The sequence below is a fragment of the Flavobacterium movens genome, assembly GCF_039581425.1.
In the GTDB taxonomy this organism is placed as follows: domain Bacteria; phylum Bacteroidota; class Bacteroidia; order Flavobacteriales; family Flavobacteriaceae; genus Flavobacterium; species Flavobacterium luteolum.
Genome location: NZ_JBCPXY010000004.1, coordinates 171,529 through 192,891 on the forward strand (window position 1 = coordinate 171,529; position 21,363 = coordinate 192,891).

General features: G+C 33.3%; 23 protein-coding genes and 1 tRNA gene. 13 read left to right on the plus strand and 11 right to left on the minus strand.

The window, feature by feature from the left end:
• Nucleotides 1-48 precede the first annotated feature (48 nt).
• The 3 genes from AAYQ05_RS09220 to AAYQ05_RS09230 all read left to right on the plus strand — a co-directional run bounded on the left by AAYQ05_RS09220 (nucleotide 49) and on the right by AAYQ05_RS09230 (nucleotide 1,457).
• On the plus strand, nucleotides 49-375 hold the full coding sequence (locus AAYQ05_RS09220) for an ArsR/SmtB family transcription factor (RefSeq protein ID WP_111362835.1): 327 nt from the start codon (nucleotides 49-51) through the stop codon (nucleotides 373-375).
• Nucleotides 376-433: 58 nt separating this feature from the next.
• Entirely contained in the window at nucleotides 434-907 is a 474-nt protein-coding gene (locus tag AAYQ05_RS09225) for a DUF6428 family protein (protein ID WP_343542842.1), read from the plus strand.
• Nucleotides 908-1,037: 130 nt separating this feature from the next.
• Nucleotides 1,038-1,457, plus strand: a complete 420-nt coding sequence (locus AAYQ05_RS09230) for an arsenate reductase ArsC (RefSeq protein WP_343542843.1) — start codon at nucleotides 1,038-1,040, stop codon at nucleotides 1,455-1,457.
• A gap of 423 nt (nucleotides 1,458-1,880) precedes the next feature.
• Here AAYQ05_RS09230 and AAYQ05_RS09235 read toward each other — a convergent pair whose 3' ends face one another.
• The 6 genes from AAYQ05_RS09235 to AAYQ05_RS09260 form a co-directional block, all read right to left on the minus strand.
• Complete coding sequence (locus tag AAYQ05_RS09235; RefSeq protein ID WP_343542844.1) at nucleotides 1,881-2,951, minus strand: hypothetical protein; 1,071 nt, start codon at nucleotides 2,949-2,951, stop codon at nucleotides 1,881-1,883.
• 77 nt (nucleotides 2,952-3,028) lie between these two features.
• Complete coding sequence (locus tag AAYQ05_RS09240; RefSeq protein WP_343542847.1) at nucleotides 3,029-3,508, minus strand: hypothetical protein; 480 nt, start codon at nucleotides 3,506-3,508, stop codon at nucleotides 3,029-3,031.
• Between the two features lie 37 nt (nucleotides 3,509-3,545).
• Nucleotides 3,546-4,025 carry a YybH family protein gene (locus AAYQ05_RS09245; RefSeq protein ID WP_343542849.1) on the minus strand — a complete coding sequence of 160 codons (480 nt, stop codon included), beginning with the start codon at nucleotides 4,023-4,025 and terminating at the stop codon, nucleotides 3,546-3,548.
• Nucleotides 4,026-4,105: 80 nt separating this feature from the next.
• A complete protein-coding gene (locus tag AAYQ05_RS09250; protein WP_343542850.1) occupies nucleotides 4,106-5,173 on the minus strand; it encodes a type II asparaginase in 1,068 nt (355 codons plus the stop codon).
• A gap of 24 nt (nucleotides 5,174-5,197) precedes the next feature.
• Entirely contained in the window at nucleotides 5,198-6,646 is a 1,449-nt protein-coding gene (locus tag AAYQ05_RS09255; protein ID WP_343542851.1) for an aspartate ammonia-lyase, read from the minus strand.
• A 36-nt stretch (nucleotides 6,647-6,682) separates the two neighbouring features.
• Entirely contained in the window at nucleotides 6,683-7,909 is a 1,227-nt protein-coding gene (locus AAYQ05_RS09260) for a DcaP family trimeric outer membrane transporter (RefSeq protein WP_343542852.1), read from the minus strand.
• Nucleotides 7,910-8,345: 436 nt separating this feature from the next.
• Between AAYQ05_RS09260 and AAYQ05_RS09265 the strand changes: the two genes are divergently transcribed.
• Nucleotides 8,346-9,926 carry a tetratricopeptide repeat protein gene (locus AAYQ05_RS09265; protein WP_343542853.1) on the plus strand — a complete coding sequence of 527 codons (1,581 nt, stop codon included), beginning with the start codon at nucleotides 8,346-8,348 and terminating at the stop codon, nucleotides 9,924-9,926.
• Nucleotides 9,927-9,996: 70 nt separating this feature from the next.
• Here AAYQ05_RS09265 and AAYQ05_RS09270 read toward each other — a convergent pair whose 3' ends face one another.
• Complete coding sequence (locus tag AAYQ05_RS09270) at nucleotides 9,997-10,455, minus strand: Lrp/AsnC family transcriptional regulator (protein ID WP_274255558.1); 459 nt, start codon at nucleotides 10,453-10,455, stop codon at nucleotides 9,997-9,999.
• Nucleotides 10,456-10,616: 161 nt separating this feature from the next.
• Here AAYQ05_RS09270 and AAYQ05_RS09275 point away from each other — a divergent pair, with 161 nt between their 5' ends.
• Nucleotides 10,617-11,519, plus strand: coding sequence for an EamA family transporter (locus tag AAYQ05_RS09275; RefSeq protein ID WP_343542856.1), 903 nt, complete (start codon nucleotides 10,617-10,619; stop codon nucleotides 11,517-11,519).
• Between the two features lie 8 nt (nucleotides 11,520-11,527).
• Here the strand turns inward: AAYQ05_RS09275 and AAYQ05_RS09280 are convergent, their stop codons facing one another.
• Both AAYQ05_RS09280 and AAYQ05_RS09285 read right to left on the minus strand, forming a co-directional pair.
• Nucleotides 11,528-11,770: a hypothetical protein gene (locus tag AAYQ05_RS09280; RefSeq protein WP_343542858.1), complete on the minus strand. Its 243-nt coding sequence runs from the start codon at nucleotides 11,768-11,770 to the stop codon at nucleotides 11,528-11,530.
• Between the two features lie 221 nt (nucleotides 11,771-11,991).
• Nucleotides 11,992-13,359 (minus strand): glycoside hydrolase family 130 protein, encoded by a 1,368-nt coding sequence (locus AAYQ05_RS09285; protein ID WP_343542859.1) that lies wholly within the window; start codon nucleotides 13,357-13,359, stop codon nucleotides 11,992-11,994.
• Nucleotides 13,360-13,647: 288 nt separating this feature from the next.
• Between AAYQ05_RS09285 and AAYQ05_RS09290 the strand changes: the two genes are divergently transcribed.
• Together AAYQ05_RS09290 and AAYQ05_RS09295 are read left to right on the plus strand one after the other, a co-directional pair.
• Nucleotides 13,648-14,187: a helix-turn-helix domain-containing protein gene (locus AAYQ05_RS09290; RefSeq protein ID WP_343542860.1), complete on the plus strand. Its 540-nt coding sequence runs from the start codon at nucleotides 13,648-13,650 to the stop codon at nucleotides 14,185-14,187.
• 88 nt (nucleotides 14,188-14,275) lie between these two features.
• On the plus strand, nucleotides 14,276-15,214 hold the full coding sequence (locus tag AAYQ05_RS09295) for a hypothetical protein (protein ID WP_343542862.1): 939 nt from the start codon (nucleotides 14,276-14,278) through the stop codon (nucleotides 15,212-15,214).
• 28 nt (nucleotides 15,215-15,242) lie between these two features.
• Here AAYQ05_RS09295 and AAYQ05_RS09300 read toward each other — a convergent pair whose 3' ends face one another.
• Nucleotides 15,243-15,485 carry a hypothetical protein gene (locus tag AAYQ05_RS09300; protein ID WP_343542864.1) on the minus strand — a complete coding sequence of 81 codons (243 nt, stop codon included), beginning with the start codon at nucleotides 15,483-15,485 and terminating at the stop codon, nucleotides 15,243-15,245.
• Between the two features lie 418 nt (nucleotides 15,486-15,903).
• Between AAYQ05_RS09300 and AAYQ05_RS09305 the strand changes: the two genes are divergently transcribed.
• Nucleotides 15,904-16,449: a DUF4494 domain-containing protein gene (locus tag AAYQ05_RS09305; RefSeq protein ID WP_343542866.1), complete on the plus strand. Its 546-nt coding sequence runs from the start codon at nucleotides 15,904-15,906 to the stop codon at nucleotides 16,447-16,449.
• 87 nt (nucleotides 16,450-16,536) lie between these two features.
• Here AAYQ05_RS09305 and AAYQ05_RS09310 read toward each other — a convergent pair whose 3' ends face one another.
• The gene (locus AAYQ05_RS09310) at nucleotides 16,537-16,956 is read right to left on the minus strand and encodes a hypothetical protein (protein WP_343542868.1); all 420 of its coding nucleotides are present in this window, start codon (nucleotides 16,954-16,956) and stop codon (nucleotides 16,537-16,539) included.
• Between the two features lie 231 nt (nucleotides 16,957-17,187).
• On the opposite strand from AAYQ05_RS09310, the gene AAYQ05_RS09315 reads away from it, so the two are divergent.
• The 5 genes from AAYQ05_RS09315 (at nucleotide 17,188) to AAYQ05_RS09335 (ending at nucleotide 21,359) form a co-directional block, all read left to right on the plus strand.
• Nucleotides 17,188-18,720 carry a glycosyltransferase family 39 protein gene (locus AAYQ05_RS09315; RefSeq protein WP_343542869.1) on the plus strand — a complete coding sequence of 511 codons (1,533 nt, stop codon included), beginning with the start codon at nucleotides 17,188-17,190 and terminating at the stop codon, nucleotides 18,718-18,720.
• Nucleotides 18,713-19,237 carry a DUF4269 domain-containing protein gene (locus AAYQ05_RS09320; RefSeq protein WP_343542871.1) on the plus strand — a complete coding sequence of 175 codons (525 nt, stop codon included), beginning with the start codon at nucleotides 18,713-18,715 and terminating at the stop codon, nucleotides 19,235-19,237. The genes AAYQ05_RS09315 and AAYQ05_RS09320 overlap by 8 nt, the downstream gene beginning before the upstream one ends.
• 91 nt (nucleotides 19,238-19,328) lie before the next feature.
• Nucleotides 19,329-19,401, plus strand: a tRNA-Met gene (locus AAYQ05_RS09325).
• A 371-nt stretch (nucleotides 19,402-19,772) separates the two neighbouring features.
• Nucleotides 19,773-20,951 (plus strand): nSTAND1 domain-containing NTPase, encoded by a 1,179-nt coding sequence (locus AAYQ05_RS09330; protein WP_343542873.1) that lies wholly within the window; start codon nucleotides 19,773-19,775, stop codon nucleotides 20,949-20,951.
• A gap of 192 nt (nucleotides 20,952-21,143) precedes the next feature.
• Nucleotides 21,144-21,359 carry a hypothetical protein gene (locus AAYQ05_RS09335; protein WP_343542874.1) on the plus strand — a complete coding sequence of 72 codons (216 nt, stop codon included), beginning with the start codon at nucleotides 21,144-21,146 and terminating at the stop codon, nucleotides 21,357-21,359.
• The last annotated feature ends 4 nt before the right edge of the window (nucleotides 21,360-21,363 follow it).

The following is a 21,363-nucleotide window of genomic DNA, read 5'->3' on the forward strand; positions in this document are numbered from 1 at the left end:
ATCATCTAAAAACTATATCGTAATATTGCAATATTAACATAATCTAATATGGGAGCTACTAAGACTGAACATTTTACAGACGCACAAAATCAAATTGCTACAATTGCTAAAGCATTAGGGCATCCTGCAAGAATTGCTATAATCGAATATTTACTAAAAGTGAATGAATGTATTTGCGGCGATATTGTAAACGAATTGCCTCTTGCCCAACCTACAGTTTCTCAACATTTAAAAGAGCTAAAAAACGCTGGCATTATAAAAGGAAATATCTCAGGAAATGCCATTTGCTATTGTATTGACGAAAAAACAATTGACATTTTAAACTCCTATTTTTTAAACATCACACAAACTATTTCAAAATCAAAATGTTGCTAAAACATTTTTTTTGACATCATATATCGCAATATTGCAATTAACAAATAAATAAAATAAGATGAAATTATCAGAAGTAAAACAGATTTTGCCAACATTAGATAATGTGGAATTTCAATTAGAAAACGGAACTTTTGTGCCAGAACATTTTCATGTAACAGAAGTCGGAGTAGTTACTAAAAATTTTATTGATTGCGGCGGAGTAATCAGAAATGAAAAAGCAGTAAACTTTCAGCTTTGGGATGCTAACGATTTTGAACATCGTTTAAAACCTAATAAACTATTAAACATCATTCAGCTGTCTGAAGATAAATTAAATATCGAAGATTTAGAAATTGAAGTAGAATACCAAAGCAATACAATTGGCAAATATGATTTAGAATTTAACGGAAAAACGTTTATTCTAAAAAATAAAACAACGGCTTGTTTAGCACAAGATGCTTGCGGAATTCCAGCAGAAAAACAAAAGATCAATCTTACCCAATTAACCAGCGACACTGCTTCTTGCTGTACTCCAAATTCAGGATGCTGCTAAAAAATGAAAGAACTAATCTTTAAATACAAGAAACCAATTGTAATAACCTCATCTGTTATTTTATTACAGCTTATTTTTGGTTTTGAACCAAAATTCTGCATTATAAATATCATTTGGCTATTTGTTTAATATGAAAAAGAAAATACTAATACTTTGTACAGGAAACAGCTGTAGAAGTCAGATTGCCGAAGGTTACATGAAGTTTTTTGCTGGAAATAATGCTGAGGTTTATAGCGCTGGTGTAGAAACTCATGGCGTTAATCCAAAAGCTATTTCGATAATGAAAGAGGACGGAATAGACATTTCAAATCACACATCAAATAATATTGATGAATATGCAAATATCGATTTTGATTTTGTGATTACAGTCTGTGATAATGCTAAAGAGCGATGCCCGTTTTTCCCAACAAAGGCAGTCAAGTTTCATTATAATTTTCCAGATCCAGCAAAAGCAACAGGAACAGACGATGAAATAATGGAACAATTTAGAAGCGTTAGAGAGCTGATAAAAGAGTATTGCAAAAACTTTGTGGCAGAAAATTTAAATTAAAATTTCTGCCAGCTAGAATCAATAGCGACATTTTATATTCCGTTAAGAATATCTCATCGGTAGAAAAAAAATATGGTTTTACATTGTGTTCTGTAGGGACACCTGATTTGCGAAACAATTACCGATCAAACGTTCCTACGGAACGTATAATCATGGTTCATGCTAATTTTTACCAACGAGACGTTCCTACGGAACGTGTAATCGTGATTTAAATTTCGTTTCTACCGATGAGACATTCCTACGGAACGTATATTCTTGATTCAAATCTCGTTTCTACCGATGAAACTTTCCTACGGAATGAGTTGCTTCAAAAATCTTGTGCGCATTTTTAAACATGATTTCATCAGATATAAAAACCAAAAATGCGCAAACCCAAAAAGGACTTACGCATTTTTTCTGATGAAACATTATAAAAAACGCCGTTTATCTTCTTCTTCCGCCGCCTCCGCCGCCAAAGCCACCGCCTCCCATACTACGAGAGCCTCCTCCCATTTGGCCAGCGCTTGGTCTTGACGAAGCACCTCCGCCTCTATTAAAATTGGATCCTGAAGAACTTCCTCTATTAAGATTTGAAGTCCCTGCGCTTGGTGATGCACTTTGTCTCGTTCTTCCAGATGCACTTGTATTTCCTGCACGATTGGAATTTCCTGCTGATGGTCGTGTGCTCGCAGAAGGACGCGAATTGCCCCGATTACTATTGTATCTATTATTGGTCGAATTGTCTCGCACTGTAGTAGATCTCGACCTATTGTTGTTGTAATTATTAAAACTGTTTCTGTTATTAATATATACATTGTTATGTCCGCCATGATAGTGCCCGCCATGATAACCATGATGATGGTAATAATGGTTGTGACGATAAATTCCTACTGCCATTACAGTGAAAGCAGCGAAATAAGGCGGATAAAATCCGTAATAATATGGTGGATAGTACGGAACGTAAGCTGGTGAATATACATATTGCACAATTGGCACCGTTTCTACCACAACTGCAGTTACAGCTGGCGAGCTTTGTACGGGTTCATCTCCTGTATAGGCAGGATTTGCTGTTTTTGCTGGAGATGATTTAGCAACTGGTTCAATGACATAATCTTTTCCGTACAGCAGCTCATCGCCCACAATCTGCATTTTTACCTTTCCGTTTTTGTCTTTATCGACCAAAATAACAGCAACGTCTTGGTTTTCGTTCTTGTTTACGGCAACTTGAAGAATAAACGTAAACGAATTACCGTTTTTCTTTGTGACTACTTTTATAAAGTCTACTTTTTTATCCAGATTCAAATCCAGATTATTGATGCCTGTTTTCTCCAGATTCAGATTTTTTTCAAATTCCTCAATAGTTTTTGATTTCTGAAACAAGGACATCACAGCATATAAATCAAGATTGTCGCCAGGAAGTCCAAGTTCTGGACCATCATTTTCAGCTTGACAAAAAATCAACTGGGCAGACATGATTAATGCGACTGTCAAATATTTTGTAAATATCTTTATCATAGTAAGAGTATAAAATATTAATAAGAGGAGTAGAAAATAATTCTTTCTATACTTTCTACTCTGTACCCAGAAATCGGCTAGTGTTTTTTGGCTTTATCCAATTCTCCAATAAAAGGAATAACATCTTGAATCTCTGCTCGTATAGTTACTTGTAAATACTGCTCAAGCTGTACAAATTTTGCTGCATTGATTCCACCAATAACTTTTACCAATTTAGAATGTGTTTTAGCAAGGAGTTTTTCAGATTCTTGATTGTATTTCAAATTCTTTGAAGTTAATTCTGTTGCTTTCGCATCACTCAAAGTGGCATAATTCTTTCCGTAATCTTCTAAAATCAAAATCTTTTGCTTGCTTAAGGTTTTACGTTCCGTTTCGTATTTATCATAAATCGGTTTAAATGCTGCAGCTTGCGCATCAGATAAGTTTAAGTATTCTTCGACTACATCGGCTTTCGATTTCCCATAAAGGTCTTGTATTAAATTAATTTCGTCAACAGAAGTCTGTGCTGCGGCATTCAATCCAAAAGCCAATGACAGTACAAATAGTATTTTTTTCATATTTTTATTTTATAGATTTATTGTGCAAAAAGGCTATTTACTCTATCATTCCATCAGAAGCGCTCATGTCTCTTACACACACATATTTGCCATCTCTTTTTTCGAAAAAGCTCATGTAGTTTCCAGTATTAATTGGCGTTTTGGTAGAATCTGTCACTTTATAATATCCTATTTCTACAACCATATTACCGTCTTTAGAAACAAAAACTTCTTTGGTTTCAAATGATATTGTATTGGTGTTATTAGTTAAATCTGATTTCAAAAATTCATATCTCGCCTCTTTACCAATAATCGGTGGCCTGTTCTGATAAAAAGTTATTGCATCGTCTGCATAATACCCAATCTCTTTCAGCTGGCCAGCATTATATGTTGCAGCATATTCATTTTCTTTCGCCTGAATTTGCTTCTTAACTTCTTTTAAGTCAATTACAGTATTTTCGTCCTTTTTTGTATTGCAGGAAATCAATAAAACACAGAATCCTGCAAGAACCCCTCTTGTAATTATTTTACTTTTCATATACATTTAATTTTCAAGTTGATATAAGATTATTTCCTTTTACAAACAGGTTCAAAAATTTGTTCGTAAACACAGTTTTTTTAATATTCTTCAAATATCTTTTGAAGTTCTGCTAAACTTCTTTGTTTTAATAATGCTACCGACAATAAGATTCTAGATTTCTGCGGATTCAAAGCGTATGAAGCGATAAGTCCAAGTTCATCATCATTGCATTCTACATTACGGCTTACAAGTCCAGTTGCAACGCGCGTGCTTCGAACTACGATAATTCCTTTTTTACTGGCTCTTGCACAAGCATCTAGCGAAGCTTTGTTCATATTTCCGTTTCCAACCCCAGCAATTACAATTCCTTTAGCGCCACGTTCTATCGAAGCATCAATTAAATCTGGCTTCATATCGGCATCGGCATAAATAATATCTACACGAGGAAAAGAGCTAACGCCTTTTACATCAAATTCTGAGTTTTTTCCAAATTTTTGACTAGGGTAATTAAAGAAATCGTTTGTTCCGTAAGAAGTTATACCGATAAGTCCACGAAGCGGAGACATAAAAGTCTGAACAGCCGTTGTACTCACTTTAGTTAAAGATTGTGCTGAATGAATCCAATCATTCATAACCAAAAGCACTCCACGCCCTTTTGCTTTAGAATCGCCAGCTACAGCAATCGCATTATAAAGATTTAAAGGTCCGTCTGCACTAATCGCTGTTGACGGACGCATGGATCCTACAAGCACAACTGGTTTATCTGTTTTTGTAGTTAGATTTAAAAAAAAGGCCGTTTCTTCCATCGTATCGGTTCCGTGCGTAATTACGAAACCGTCTACATCGTTGCTATTGGCCAATTCATTAATTCGATTAGCTACTTTTAGCATAATTTCAAATGACATATCCTGAGATCCAACATTTGCTATTTGTTCGCCTTTTATATCTGCCACTTTTAAAGCATCCGGAATTGCATTTACCATTGCATCAATAGTAACCTGACCCGAAGTATATCCGGACTGTACTCCAGTTTTAGCAGAACCGGCAATTGTTCCGCCAGTTGCCAATATTAGCACTTTAGGTTTAACCTGTGCGAACATGCTCATATTCAATGACAATATCAGCAGTAAAAGTATTTTTTTGTAAAAGTTGATATTTAATTTCATCTTTTTTTCTTTTTAGGTTGAAGATTATTTTTGGCCTGTTAAAGTTGCTGGATCAAGCAGTTTTTTAATTTGATCTTCTGTCAGCAATTTCTTTTCGCGTATAAGTTCTAAGATTCCTTTATTAGTTGCTAGTGCTTCTTTGGCCAATTCAGTTGTTTTTTCATAACCTAGAATAGGATTTAGAGCTGTTACAACACCAACACTTCTATCCATATAATGCGCCAAAACGTCTTTGTTTACTGTAATGCCATCAATACAGTTTTTTCTAAACAATGGCATCGCTTTAAAAAATAATCCTTGAGATTCCATCATGGCAATAGCCTGAACAGGTTCAAAAGCATTTAACTGCAATAAACCAGATTGAGCGGCAACTGTTACAGTCAAGTCATTCCCCATTACTTTAAAACATAATTGATTCATCAGTTCTGGCATAACCGGATTTACTTTTCCCGGCATAATTGAAGATCCCGGCTGAAGTGCAGGCAAATTGATTTCGAAAAAACCAGTACGAGGACCAGAAGCCAAAATGATCAAATCGCTGCTTATTTTTGCCAAAGCAACTGCCATGCTCTTAAGTGTAGAAGAATACATTACAAACCCTTGTTGGCTGGTTGTGGCGGCAATAAGATCTTTGCTCATTACAATTGGTTTTCCTGTAATTTTTGCCAAATGCGCAGCTACTTTTTCAGCATAACCTGGAGAAGCTGTAATTCCTGTCCCGATTGCTGTAGCTCCCATATTTTGTTCGCATAAATAAACTTCTGCCTTTTTTAAAGCACTAATTTCTGCGTCAAGCTGATTCCCGAAAGCATGAAATTCCTGCCCTACCGTCATTGGTACAGCATCTTGCCCTTCGGTTCTTCCCATTTTTAGGATGTCTTTAAACTCGTCACCTTTTTTATGGAAAGCTTTAGCCAAAAGATCTGCCTCTTTAAGCAGTTTGTCATTATGAAGCAGCAGCGCCACTTTTATCGCTGTTGGGTACACATCATTTGTCGATTGTCCCATATTAAGATCATCGTGAGGTTCGATGTATTGATATTCTCCTTTTTTATGTCCGCTTAGTTCCAATGCAATATTGGCCAAAACTTCGTTTACATTCATATTGGCAGAAGTACCAGCACCACCTTGATACAAATCGACCAAAAATTGATCATGATATTTGCCGTCAATTACAGCTTGGCAAGCTTTTTCTATCGCAGCAAGTCTATCTTTTTTAAGTCGGCCGACATCAGCATTGGCACGTGCCGCTGCTAATTTAACCATTGCAAAAGCTTTCACATAATCAGGATAAGATTGCGTAGTCAAGCTACTTATCTGAAAATTTTCTAACGCACGTGCTGTCTGCACACCGTAATAAGCATTTGCTGGGATTTGTTTTTCTCCTAGAAGATCTTTTTCAGTTCGGGTTTGAGCATTAAGAATGCCTAAAGACAATCCGAACAATAGCAGGTATTGTACAGTTTTACACATATTTTCTTTTTTTATTAATTAAAAAACAAAAGGCATTTACTGAATTCTTTTATAAAATGATTGTGAAAAATTATATTTAAAAGAAAACTGTATTTTATTTATTGAAGTACTCCATCCGTCATTAAAATTTTCGCGGTTACCCCACTGAAATTCAACTCCGACCATGCAATTCTTTACAGGAGTAAACAAAAGGTTTCCCAGAACGTACTGTCCCTTTTTAAAGGCATCATCTGTTTGTCCGTCTGAGTTATCAATATCAATCATAGAATATCCTATTGCAGTACTAAACTTGTCACTCCAAGTATGATCTAAAAAAGCGACAACACCAACTAGAGGAAGCGCAACACCTTTTACGGGAGTTACAGGGTTACCAAAATTGTTTTTGATACCAATGTCAACAGGAGCATCATTCATGTAGTTTTGTATACCTTCTCCGTATACAACCTGTCCTCTAAAAACATCATTTTCGCTAAAATTGATATTGGTGCTTAAATTAAGTCCCCAGCCTACAGCATCACCAGACAAATTGTACTGATCGTTATTCATATCTTTCCATTCGATTTTTCTCAAAATACCTGCTAATTCAATATAACCCCATCTTGTGCCATAATGGTATTCTGCCGAAAGATCTGGCAGCGGAAATCTTGCCTTTACTCCTTGCAATTCCACGCGATTTGCATAATCTCCCTGATCGGCACTTGCTCCTGGTCTTTCTAATGCAATCGTTAATCGAGTATCGCCTTGAATTGGCATATAACGTATCTGAATATTTCTAAAAAATACCATTCCGGTTGGTCCCCAATATTCGAGTGAATTTGGGAATACGCCAATATCCATAAAAGGGCTCCAAGTTTGTCCAGCACCAAATTTTCCTAACTCAGCATAAGCATGACGCAAACGAAAGGTAGTTTGTCCGGCATCGACACCTGTACCGAACAACTCGAATTCAAAATGAGTTTTTAATTCGCCAATTCCTGTATCAAAGTAATTTTTAAATCCTAATCTGGTTTGGCGCACAGAAGCGTAGTAACTGCCGTCTGGTCCGTATTGGTCTTTATAAGCAGGAAGTTTTGTCGGTCTTACCACATCATACCAATCTGATTGTATCTGATTAAAATTATAACCAATATCGGTCATAATAAATCCGTATATTTCCATGCTTTTATTCCCTTCATCTTGAGCCTGAACAAAAACAGAAATGAGAAAACAAATTATGAGGACACAATGCCTCATAGCTGTCATTTGCAAAAACCTTTTTTTCATAATGATTATAGTTTGTTTATTATGGGATACAACTTTTAATCTGATTTTTGCAGTCCTGGCTTAAAATAAAAGTCATTTTATTTTAAAAAATTGATATTTCTCAGTACGAATTTTTATTCACCTTTAAAAGCTTTCATCTGATCCTAAAAGCTTTTAGTATGGGAATGCAAAAATTTCAACACCTATACATTACAGTCTTTTTTGGTTAAAAAAAGAAACAAAACCCAGTTTTTACCTGATTATCAAACAAATATAATTAATACAATTGCACCATTAGAGTTATTAACCGTTACATTTAACCGTTAAAATATCAGATAAATAATACTAACATGTTAAATATTTTCATAAATTTATAACTTCATAAGCATTTGGTCTTTAACATTTTATACGCCCCAGTGACTTTTTTTTGACATTAATAATTTTCAAATAATTTATTATGGAGTCTACAAAAAAAATCCCCTCGGATAAAATTTATAATGAGCTGGAAAATGTATTAAAATTCTATTCTTTTAAGAACTCAACGCTTTTAAGCAATTTTCTGCGCTATATTGTCACAGAAACTATAGATCAAAGGCAGCAGTTTATTAAAGAATATTCTATAGCAGTAAATGCACTAAGTAGACCTTCTCATTTTAATCCCCATGATGATGCCATGGTTCGCATTCATGCAGGACGATTAAGAAAATTACTTACTGAATATTATTCTTCTGACGGAAAAGACAATCCCCTTATTATTCATGTTCCAAAGGGCGGTTATGTTCCTGAATTTATTCATAATAATAAACTGAGACCTCTTGATCTTCCAATTGTTACCAATAAAAGCAATCCTGTTATTACCGTATTCCCTTTTAAAACAATTGATCAGCGCCCAGATTTAGAGGCCTTTTCCCAAATTCTTTCCGAAGAAATCAGTGCCGAACTTTCCCGTTTTCAGGATATCTCCGTAATAGGTCATTTCCCGTCTGATATCATTTCAAAAATTAATGAAAATATTCTAGAAGCCGCCAACTTGATTGGAGCCGATTTTATTATTACAGGGCATATTCAAATTATTAGTAACAAACTGCAAATAAGAATTAATCTGATAAACCCTTCTTCTGGCAAGTTTGTAATGACCAAATTGTTTACTCCTGCCACCCTAGATGATGGCATTAGAATTCAAAATGAAATAGTAAAAGATATTGTTTCTACCATGGGCGGTTATTATGGTGTTATTTTTAATGAAATGGTAAAAACAGCGCCATTTAAAATATCAAACAACTCTAGTATTTTAAGGGTAATTTGCAGTTATCATGAATATCAGCGTTCTTATTCTATTGAAAATTTTGCTAATGCTCTATCCAATTTAACCGAAGCTGTAGAATTAGACCCAAACCATGCAATAGCTTGGGCCATGCTGGGCGAAATGCATTTAGCCTCTATTGCCCTAGGATTAGACAATTGCAAAAAAACAATTGAGAAAAGCAGTCACTGCATCACAAAAGCCTTAAATATTGATCCAAATTGCCAACAGGCTTGGTATGCGCTGACTATTATAAACTGCTTTAAAAAAGATCAGGATGACTGTCTTTCTACCGCAGAACAATGCCTGAAAATAAATCCTAATTCTTCTGGTATAACAGCAGGAATTGGCTGTGTATTGATTTTTGCAGGCTACTTTGAAAAGGGATTTAATTTATTAGAAAATGCTGTACATGCTAACCCTGCACATCCGTGGTGGATTAATATTGGATATTGGTACTATTACATCCATAAAAAAGAATATCAAAAGTCTTTATACTGGGCAGAAAAAATGGACTTTGAAGAGACTATTTGGGATCCTTTGCTAAAAGCCGTTTCATTATCGCTGCTTAGTGAAGACGCAAAAGCAAAAACATATCTAAATAACCTTCTAGAACTACAGCCGCAAACTGCGACAGAAATAAAAGAAACGCTTTTCAGTTTTATGTTTTCTGATGAAATTGTTTTTAAAATCATCAACAGTTTAAAAAGAATTGGGTTAAAAGATGGTATTTAATTCTTCTGCAAATCGAATAGAAAACTATGTAAAGCCAGATAATCGCTTTACGTAGTTATTTATTTTTAAGTTAAAAATGTAATTTAGTAGATTGCTTAATGTAGCTCATTACAAATGAACTCTGCACTTTACTAATATTCGGAATATCTGAAAGTTTTCTAATAAAATCGTTAAACGATTCTGGGTCTTTCACCACAACTTTCAGAACATAATCGAAAATTCCTCCCGTTACATACCCTTCAACAACCTCATCGAGTGCGGCAACTTGTCTCGAAAATTCTTCTACAAGTTCTAAACGCTGACTGTTTAGCGAAACGTTTATAATGACCGTAAAATTTAATCCTACCTTTTTCGGATCTATTATCGCAACGTAATCTTTAATATAACCCTCGTTTTCGAGTTTTTTAATTCGGTCATAAACCGAAGTTCTCGACATGTTCAATCGTTCGGTCAAATCTGTAATATCAAATCTTGCATTTTCCTGAAGGATTCGAAGTAACTCTATTTCTTGTTTGCTTAATTCTTGCATCGGATTTTTTCCAGTTAAAGTATAAAAAATAATTCAATTCAGGACAAAAATCAGAAAAAAGCAAAATTAAAAGGAATAAATACATATTTAATTTAAGTATATCGATAATTATTCATCAATTAATACTTTTGACCGTACAAAACATATTTCAAAACAACAAAATGAACAAATATATTATCATTGTTGCTCTAGGCGCATTGAGTTTCGGAATGCTTTCTTCTTTTGCTAAAATCGCTTATGGAGAAGGTTATTCGCCTGCTGAAATTACTTTGACGCAAGCACTTGCTGGAACTTTAATTTTATGGTCAATCGTAATTTTCAGAAAGCTTAAAAACGGACATAAACTGGCGTTAAACTGGAAATTACTTTTAGCTGGAACCACAATGGGATCTTCTGCCTATACCTATTATTTATCTGTAGCCTATATTCCTGCTTCTTTGGCAATTGTTTTATTAATGCAGATTACGTGGCTTAGCATTTTGGTTGATTGGATATTTTTTAAGAAAAGGCCAAATACGGTTGAGGTAGGATCAGCACTTTTCATCATTTTAGGAACTGTTTTGGCAGGAAATCTTCTAGACTTAAGCAATGCCAACATTTCTTTTACAGGGGTGGCATTGAGTCTATTATCGGCTTTGCTTTATACACTTTACATTGTTTTTACCAGCAAAATAGGAAAAGAAACACCAATGTTCGAAAAAAGCGCTTTAATGACCAGCGGTTCGGCAATGATTATATTTTTAATTAATTGCGAAGCCATTACTACAAGCACGCATCTAGATTTTGGATTATTGCAATGGGGAACATTTTTAGCCATTTTTGGTACCGTGATTCCGCCCATATGTTTTACAGTCGGAATGCCTAAAATTGGTGCTGGTTTGAGTTCGGTTTTATTAACCCTGGAATTGCCTGCCGCGGTTTTTTGCGCGCATATTATTTTAGGCGAAAAAGTTACTTTTCTACAAATTGTTGGAATTGCAATAATGTTGGGATCGATTGTTTATCTTAACATTTCGAAAGCTAAAAAAGAAAAAGTAGTTCAAAACGAAACTGCAATATGTTAATCAGCACATTAGACTAAGCTGTTGGCTCGCTTTTTCTTTTCCAATAATTTAAGATGATTTTCGGCACATAGAATTTTCTCTGTTGCACCTTTTTTTTGTATTTCAATGAGATAATGAAAATCTCTTTCTTTTGAAGTCGATTTTATGATAAACCCTTTCTTTAAATCCATTTTTCTTTCGATAATGGTTCCCTTGTAAGATCTCCCACTTATTGCGGTATAGGATACCTCTTGTCCTTTTACAAATTTCATTGTTTTAGCCGTTTGTTCGTGATCTCTGCTAATACTTCTAAAAAAAACCAATATTAAGGGGGTTAATCAGTTTTTCAATTTCGGCGAATGTATAAAGTTTCGGCAATTTATCAACCCGTATTTATACCTGTTTTCATCTTAAGATTGGCTTAATTTTTAAAGCTTATACACTTGCTAAAAACAAATATAACTTTCAATAAATGCTAAATAAAACACAAGTCTCACTTACTTTTCTTAAGCGCCTCTAATAATTCTGCCATATCTACTACAGCATAAGTTGAACAATAATCTGATACAGCATAAGGCAGAATTAAACTATTGTTATGAATAATAGCTCCACAGGAATACACTACATTTGGCACATATCCTTCTCGCTCATCTTCCAAAGGAGAAAGCAACGGTTCTGTAAGCCTCCCTATTTCTTTTGAAGGATCATCAAGATCAAATAATGAAGCACCAATACAATAACGTCTCATTGTACCAACTCCATGCGTAATAACAAGCCAACCTTCTTCTGTCCATAATGGAGAACCGCAATTTCCTATCTGAGTCAATTCCCAAGTAAATTTAGGCTTTTGCAAAAGGATTGGCGTGTTCCACTGCGTGACACGATCAGAATACATAATATAATTGTTCACGCCGTCAATTCTGGCCAGCATGGCATATTTGCCTTTTATTTTTCTCGGAAACAACGCCAGATTTTTATTCTGTGCCCCTTCGCCATGAAGTGGCATAACTCTGAAACTATAAAAATCTTCAGTAGAAATTAATTTGGGAAGGATTGTGTGTCCGTTATAAGCTGTATAAGTTGCCATAACACGATCTGAACCGTTATCATCAACAAAACGTACAAAACGAGCATCTTCTATTCCGCGGCTTTCAGAATCAGAAATCGGAAAAATGACGCGTTCCGTTATATCCGAATCATGTTTGAACTGCAAATCGTAAAAAGAATTTGCCAGCCATAAAATTTCTTCCAGCGCTACCTTTCTTTCTTCTCGAATCAAAGGATCTTTTAAAGCCTCAATCAGCATATTTTTAAGAACAGCAAATTCAAATTCATCAGGAAGATCCTGCATAATCTGAGCAATATACTTATCGGTTGTATGCATTTCATACAGCTTGGTCAAAAATCGCTCTTTATTAAATAATGTTTTATGCTCAATTTCTGCCTGATCAATATGATTTCCTATTTTCATGATATGCAGATTATTGTCGCGATCTAAAATGGCTCTTCTAAAAACAATAGATGAGATGTGGCCTTCACCCGTTGCACGAAAAGAAATTATAACCCGTTTTTCTCCCATTTCCAATCCCGTCTGATCAAAATCTTCTACAATAGAAGGATTAAAAATCGCAGCCGATTCTATGGCATATTCCATCGTGCAGTAAGACCCAATGAGCATTTTTCGGTCTAGAGACATGGCTTCATAATCAATCTGCATTCCTTCTATAATTGGTCTTATTCTTTCGCAGTGTCTAAAGAATACAGCCGAAATATTTCGATGTCTTCTCGCAAATTCGCGAAGCGTCTGCTCCAAAGTCTGCAGCACCTGTTTCTCATCCAGCATCATTATCCGAAGTATCATTTGCTGGGTCCTTTCTTGCCCATTCATAAAATATCGGGCAACAACTCTTCTTGAATCGGGCAAAAACTTTACATTTTTTCGGACAACGGATACTCGCATAACTGGGAAATTTTAAGACTGCAACATTAAAGGAATATTTTATTACACAACAAGTTAGTGATTTTTGTTAAAGTAAAAAACTTAATTTTTTATTAAAACTTCGAATTGGTCTATAATCCTAAGTTCTCTTTAAACGATTTTCTCAAAAGTTTTTTCTTAATTTCGTTTTTATACCAGCAACTTAAAGCAATGAAGAATAAAGTTAAATTTTTGAGAGAAGAAAAAAACATGACTCAAAATGAACTTGCTGAAAAATCGGGTCTTTCATTGCGAACTATACAAAGAATTGAAGCTGGAAATATGCTCAAAGGTTTTACTTTAAAAACACTTGCCGAAGCTCTAGAAACCAATCCAGAAAATCTTACTTTTAAAAAAGAAAACATCCAAATCGAAAGAGCCAAACTAATTAATCTTTCTGTTTTATCCGGACTTATTATTCCGTTTGGAAGCGTTATTTTTCCTTTAATTTTAACGTATAAAACCCAAGATTCAACAAACAAAGAAATAGGCAAACAAATTCTAAGTCTCCAAATTGTTTTAAGTCTTATTCTTTCGGTTTTAATGATTGCAAGTCCGTTTATTCAAAATTCATTTACTTTAAAATTTCCGCTTTTTATAATTCCATTAATTACTATTCTTAGCTTAAAACTATTGATTGTCATTATAAATGGAATCTGTTTAAACCAAAAACAAGAACTTGCCATAAAACTGAAAAACAACTTCTTATAAAGCAAGTCATAAAAATGACGTAAAACTGTCGTACTGTTTTTTCACGAAAATCAGAATCGAAATCCGAATCTTGCAGAAAAAACAGACCATGAAATTTTTTAAGAAAATTGCATCCGTACTTTTAATTGTTATCGTTTTATTCTTGTTGGGAGGATATTTTTATTTTCAAAAGAAATTCACTCCCCCAGAAAACTATTTGAAGGTTTCGGGAATTGCAGAAAAAATTCCAATAAAATGGATTTCAAGCAACGACAACTCGCATTCTGCTTTGCTTTTACCTGTTAAAATAAAAGGAATTAGTCGGACATTTTACATGCAGTTTGATTCGGGTTCGCCTATTACTGTTTTCTACAAAAAATCATTAGAATCTATTGCTGAAAAATTTCAAAATCAGCCGAAAATTGATAATGAAAACATGTCGATTTCTACTGCTTTCACAATCGAAAATATGAATGTAATTTCAGATACGTTTGAAGTTTTGAATTATGGCGAAGAAATAAATTTTGACGATTTAAAAGCCGTAAATATAATTGGTACAATTGGAACCGATTTATTAGAAAAACGAATTACTATTTTAGATTTTAAAAACAATCTATGCTCTTTCATTGAAAAAATTCAAGAAGATGATTTTGTTGATTTTGAATTTAAAAAACGTAAGATTCTTATTCCGTCTACCATCGAAAATAAAAAATTAAAACTGCTTTACGATTCTGGAACCAGTGGCTATGAATTGATTACTACAAAAGAAATCTGGCAGGAATACCGCAATAAAAATAGCGTTGTAAAAACTGAAAAAGGAAATTCATGGGGAAATACTTTAATTGTTTATTCCGCTTCCGCGAAAAAGAAAATACAATTTCAAAAAACAATCATAAACCTTTCTGAAGTTACTTACGTTGAAGGCACTTCAGATCTGCAAAAATTCTTAATGAAACGTTCGGGAATGCAGGGAATGATTGGCAACAAACTATTTCTGAACCACAAACTGATTCTGGATTGCAAAAACGAAAAATTTAAATTGGAATAAAAGTAAAATTCTACAATATTAAACGGTTTTAAGAATTGATTTTGATGATATTTTTGACGTTCTCTATAAAAGCTTCAGTGTCTTTGATTTCTTGTTTTATCAATTGATGATGATCAGACAAATCGTGCTGCTCCATCATATCTTTTTTTAAATATTTAATCATCGATTCCAGGCTTCGCGTATTATCTTGATTTTGTCTTTTTAATTCACGCTGTTTGCTTTCCAGATATTTTAAAGTCTCTTTTAACTTTTGAACGTTTAATTTTCCCAAACCTTTATTTTTAATATTTATAAAAACAATTGCTGGAAATGCAAGAATTCAATATGCTCCAAAAACCAATACCATTTGAATTCAACCTCATCCCCAGCCATTGTTATTGGTACTTACGAACAAATTGATTTTTTGGATTTAGAAATTTTCCTATTTTTTTGATAATTTTTAAAACAAGAAAATAAACAATTGAATTACAAATGTTTAAATCAAAAATAGGAAGGGAATATTTTTAATTTTGAAGCAAAACAGAAAAGAATGAATGTGATTACAAATCATTTTTACCATTAAAAAACACAACTTTCAGAATCTCAAAACATTAGCAAAAATCATTTAAAATTGTGAATATCTATTTGAAGATTTAACTATTTATTTTGCAGTAAGATTTATCTTTGGCATCCTTAAAATTTAAAAAGAGATGAGCGCAATTTGGTACGAATGCAAAGTAAAATATAGAAAGACAGATGAAACTGGAGGACAAAAAGTTTTAACCGAGCCTTATTTGGTTGATGCTTTGTCTTATACAGAAGCCGAAAAAAGAATGACCGAAGAAATGGCCGCGTATACAAGTGAAGAATTTAAAATCACGGCGATCAAAGTGGCAAATTATGCCGAAATTCATCCTTTTGAGAATGCAGACAGATGGTTTAAATCTAAAATCACTTTAATCGCTTATGATGAAGAAAGCGGTAAGGAAAGAAAAACGAGCATGTATATGCTAGTTCAGGCAAATGACGTTCGTGAAGCTTATGACAACACACTTCATATAATGAAAAATACAATGGGCGAATATTCTATTCCTGCTATCACAGAAACACCAATTATGGATGTTTTCCCATATTTCAGTGGTGAAGAAGGCGAAACAGAAATGTTGGAAAGATTCAATACCTTAAAAGCTTCTAAACCAGAAAAGCCAGAAGCAGAAATAATTGATCACATGGAATTTGAAACTGTCGAGGAATAAGACTTTAAAATTCAAGACTTTTCTAAAAGACTAAAAATAAAAAAAGCAAAATAGAAATCTATTTTGCTTTTTTTATTTCATGCTATTTTAATAGAGCATTTTTGCCAATGGCGTTACCGCCGAAGCCGATTTTGGCAATAAAGCCGTAAGTGCATCAAATTGTGTTGGACTAATATTTTTTTTCATTTTTGAAATAAACGACTCTCTAGTGGTAGTCATTTTAGAAGTATAACCTGCCTTATCAGTAGCCATTGTAGGCAAAATATTCTTCTTTTTGTTTAGAGTTTCATTTACCAATGAATTTACCACCGGTTTTTGAGCATCTGTTAATTTTAATTTTGGAGATAAAACCCCCATAACCTGATTCGCTAAACTAGCAACATCAAAACCTGGTACCGCTGCCGTCGACGCCTTACTCGCCGCTTTTGTAACGTCTCCTATACTTTGTGCATTTGTAAATGAAATTGTCCCTAAAAAGACAACTAAAATCAATAATTTCTTTTTCATGGTATTTTCTTTTAAAGTTATTTGCTTGATACTAAAGGTAATAAAAATGTTAATTCAACTGACATCTTAAAACTATAAATATCTAAATACCTGCACTTTAAAGCATTTTGCTCAGAAACATCCCGAATATTCTAAAATCAAAATAAGTTCTATCTTAGCTACAGAATTACGTGTTGATTTGAAACCACTTACAACACAAAAGCCCAAGAAACCTAAGAAACCAAAATCTATATGACCAAAAGAAACCTAATTTTATTCGGATTTATAGTTTTAAAATTCATCCTCCAATATATTTTAATTAGTCCAGAATACGATTTACAGCGTGACGAATATCTGCATCTCGATCAGGCGCATCATTTGGCTTGGGGCTATTTATCTGTTCCGCCTGTTACCTCTTGGTTTTCGTATATTATTTATCTTCTTGGAAATTCAGTTTTCTGGATCAAGTTCTTCCCTGCCCTATTTGGCGCATTGACGCTTTTAATTGTCTGGAAAACTATAGAACTTTTAAAAGGAAATCTTTATGCTTTAATCCTTGGTGCTTTATGCGTTTTGTTTTCGTGTCTGCTTCGTCTCAACACATTATATCAGCCCAATTCTTTCGACGTTTTATGCTGGACTGCATTTTATTATTTTCTCATACAATACATTACTTCAGAAAACACAAAATGGATTTATTTCGCTGGAATAACTTTCGCCTTTGGTTTCCTGAACAAGTACAATATTGTGTTTTTATTTCTCGGATTAGTTCCTGCTATTTTACTTTCTAAACAGCGAAAAATACTGGCAAAAAAAGAGTTTTATTTTGCCCTTATTTTAGGATTAATACTAATTCTGCCAAATCTTTACTGGCAGTACAGCAATCATTTTCCGATTGTACACCACATGAAAGAATTAGCTGAAACACAATTAGTCAATGTAGATAGAGCCGACTTTATAAAAGAACAGATTCTCTTTTTTATTGGAGGATTATTGGTGATTTTAGCTGGACTTTATGCCGTTTTATTTTACCAGCCTTTCAAAAAGTACCAATTGTTTTTTGCAGCGTTTATTTTCACACTTTTGATTTTTATTTATTTCAAAGCAAAGGCCTATTACGCTATAGGATTATACCCAATTTACATTGCTTTTGGAGCTGTATTTCTATCTGAAATTCTAAACAATGGCTGGAAACGTTTTCTAAAACCTGTTTTTATCCTCATTCCGTTATTGTTTTTTATTCCGATGTACAACATTGCTTTTCCAAATAAAAGTCCTGAATATATGGTGGCACATTCGGAGAAATATAAAAAAATGGGAATGTTGCGTTGGGAAGACGGAAAAGACCATCATTTGCCACAAGATTTTGCCGATATGCTGGGCTGGAAAGAGCTGGCTAGAAAAACAGATTCGCTATACACATTAATGCCTAACCAAAAAGAAACTATTGTTCTTTGCGATAATTACGGACAAGCTGGCGCCATTAATTATTATTCTAAAAAAGGAATAAAAGCAGTTTCTTTCAATGCCGATTATCTCAATTGGTTTGATCTTAGCATTCAGTACAAAAACCTCATTCGTGTTAAAGAATATGACAAAAACAATGAAGAACTGAAAGAAACAAGTCCGTATTTTGAAACGGCTGTTATTGGCGGTCAGATAAAAAATCAATACGCTAGAGAATACGGAACTACTATTTTTGTTTTCACAAAAGCTAAAATCAATATCAACAAAAGATTAGAACAAGAAATTAACGAAGAAAAAAGCAAAATTATAAATGATTAATTTCAAAGACATATCTTATTTAAAAACTGGAAATCTTAAACAGCAAGCTGCATTTCATGTTTTAACCAAACATAAAGTTCTGGAAAACCTTGCTGAGTTTGATCCTATTTTGGTTGGCACGATTCCGATAGATATTGATATTGAAGACAGTGATTTGGATATTGTCTGTTATTGGCAAAACAAATCTGCTTTTATTGAAAGAATTAAACATTTATTCGAAAAAGAAAACCGTTTTTCGATTAGAGAAATTATGATTGACAATAAGGAATCGGTTGTTGCAAACTTCTTTATTGAGGCTTTCGAAATAGAAATCTTCGGACAAAATACTCCGACCGAACTTCAAAATGGTTACAAACATATGCTTATTGAAGACCAGATTCTTCGTTCTAGAGACGAAAACTTTAGATTAGCCATCATAAAACTAAAAGAAAGCGGTATAAAAACCGAGCCTGCATTTGGCGCGCTATTAGGCTTAAAAGGAAACGTTTACCAAGAATTATTGGATTATAAAATCTAAGAAAAGTCTTCTTTTATAAAAATTATAAAAAATAAAGTACTAAAATTATTTGCATAACCGTATTTAGTGTGTATCTTTGCACCCGAAACATCGCGGGATAGAGCAGTAGGCAGCTCGTCGGGCTCATAACCCGAAGGTCACAGGTTCGAGTCCTGTTCCCGCTACTAAAACAAAAAAGCTTCAGAGAAATCTGGAGTTTTTTTTTATTTTAAATAAGGCCTCGCCAAGATTATAATTCCTCTGACTTTTTTAGAAGCACACAAATTCTAACATGCGTAAAAAAAACGCAAAAACATAGACATTTACCAGCCTTTCGATTGAACTCTTCGAAAATCAGAGCAGAAGATTAAAGCTGATCTTTTCATGTCTTTCTCTTTTCACTGTAACCTTGCAACCAATAATCTTTTATAAATTAAAAATGTTTTAAAATTAAATAATAAAATTTTTCACCATTTTATAGTTAGTAATTCAATAATTTATATTTTTACGATATTACCAAGAAAAATTAACTAACCAAAAACTTAAAACATTTTAGATGGATGCATTAGTAAAAACTAAAGAAGAAAGACTTAATGTATTATCGAAAGTCTTTTCTCCATCCTCCCCAATAACTATTTCAGATTTCTTTTTTGGAAGAATAGAACAACTATCTAACATTTGTGATGCAATTAATGAAAGAGGACAGCATGCTATCTTGTTTGGTGAGCGCGGAGTTGGGAAAACTTCTTTAGCAAATAAAATGACTGAATCTTTTACTAATTTATTTCCCGTTATAGTAACATGCAACAGAAAAGATACATTTAATAATATTTGGCTACAAGCTTTAGGAAAAGTACAGTATTCAACAACAACAAAAGGAATAGGATTTAAACCTTCCGAAATTGAACATTTTATAAACTTAGGTACGTATTTAAATCCTAAATCGGAAAACTTCCAATCTGACATTATTAAAATATTGAATAATTACAAGCAATTTACCTTTCTATTTATATTTGACGAATTTGACAATATTATTAATGATAAAACTAGAGAAGATTTTGCAGATCTAATTAAGTCGTTTTCAGACAACATCACTAATTCTACAATAGTATTAGTTGGTATTGCAGATGATATTGAGTCATTGATCGGCAATCATCAAAGCCTCGAAAGATGCCTAAAACAGGTCAAGATGCCCAGAATGTCTAAAAAAGAATGTGAAGAAATTATTGATAATGGTTTAGCAGCTTTAGACATTAAGATAACGACAAAAGTCAAAGAAAAAATTATCGAATTTGCTTCTGGATTTCCCCATTACGTACATTTAATGTGTAAATATGGTGCACATGAGATAATTAAAAATAATAAATTTGAATTTTCACAAGTTTATTTGAATATTGCTATTAAAAAGGGAATTGAGAATACTAACGAACAATTAAAATCATCATATAGAAAAGCGATTGTTGGAACACAAAAATGGCAAGATATTATTTTTGCATGTGCTCAATCACCAATCGACAACTACAATTGTATCAATAAAATGGATATAATTAAAAATTACAACATAATTGCAGATTCAAATGTATCAGGCGGAACAATTTCTTATAATTTGAAGCAATTTTGCAGTGCCGATAGAGGAAATGTTTTATCAAAAATTGGAAGTGGAATAAATACGCGTTATAGATTTACAAATCCAATGATGAGAGCTTTTGTAAAGCTCAAATTGAACTCTAATTAATGGAAAACAAACCGTTTTAAGTAATCAATGATACAACAAGAAACATTGTTAATATAACTTAAATTGTGTTAAATAAGGTTTTACGTATTTATATATTATGTACATTTATATACATTTGCGCGACAATCAAACCTTCCTTTTCAAATATTAAGTAATTTAATTGTTAATTATTTTAATCAAAAACTCTAAGAAATGACAAAGCTAAAATTAAATTGGAAAGAAATACTTTTCCCTGTTCTTGAGGATATTAGAATAATAAATAAAGAAGTTGAGACCACAAAGGTTTCATCTAATAATTGGGCTTTAGCAGAAACTCAAAATAATGCTGCATACAAAAAAGTGATAAATACAATTAAAGAAAGCCGTTCAGATGACGACAACCAACATAATATTGTTATAATAAAATAACAAT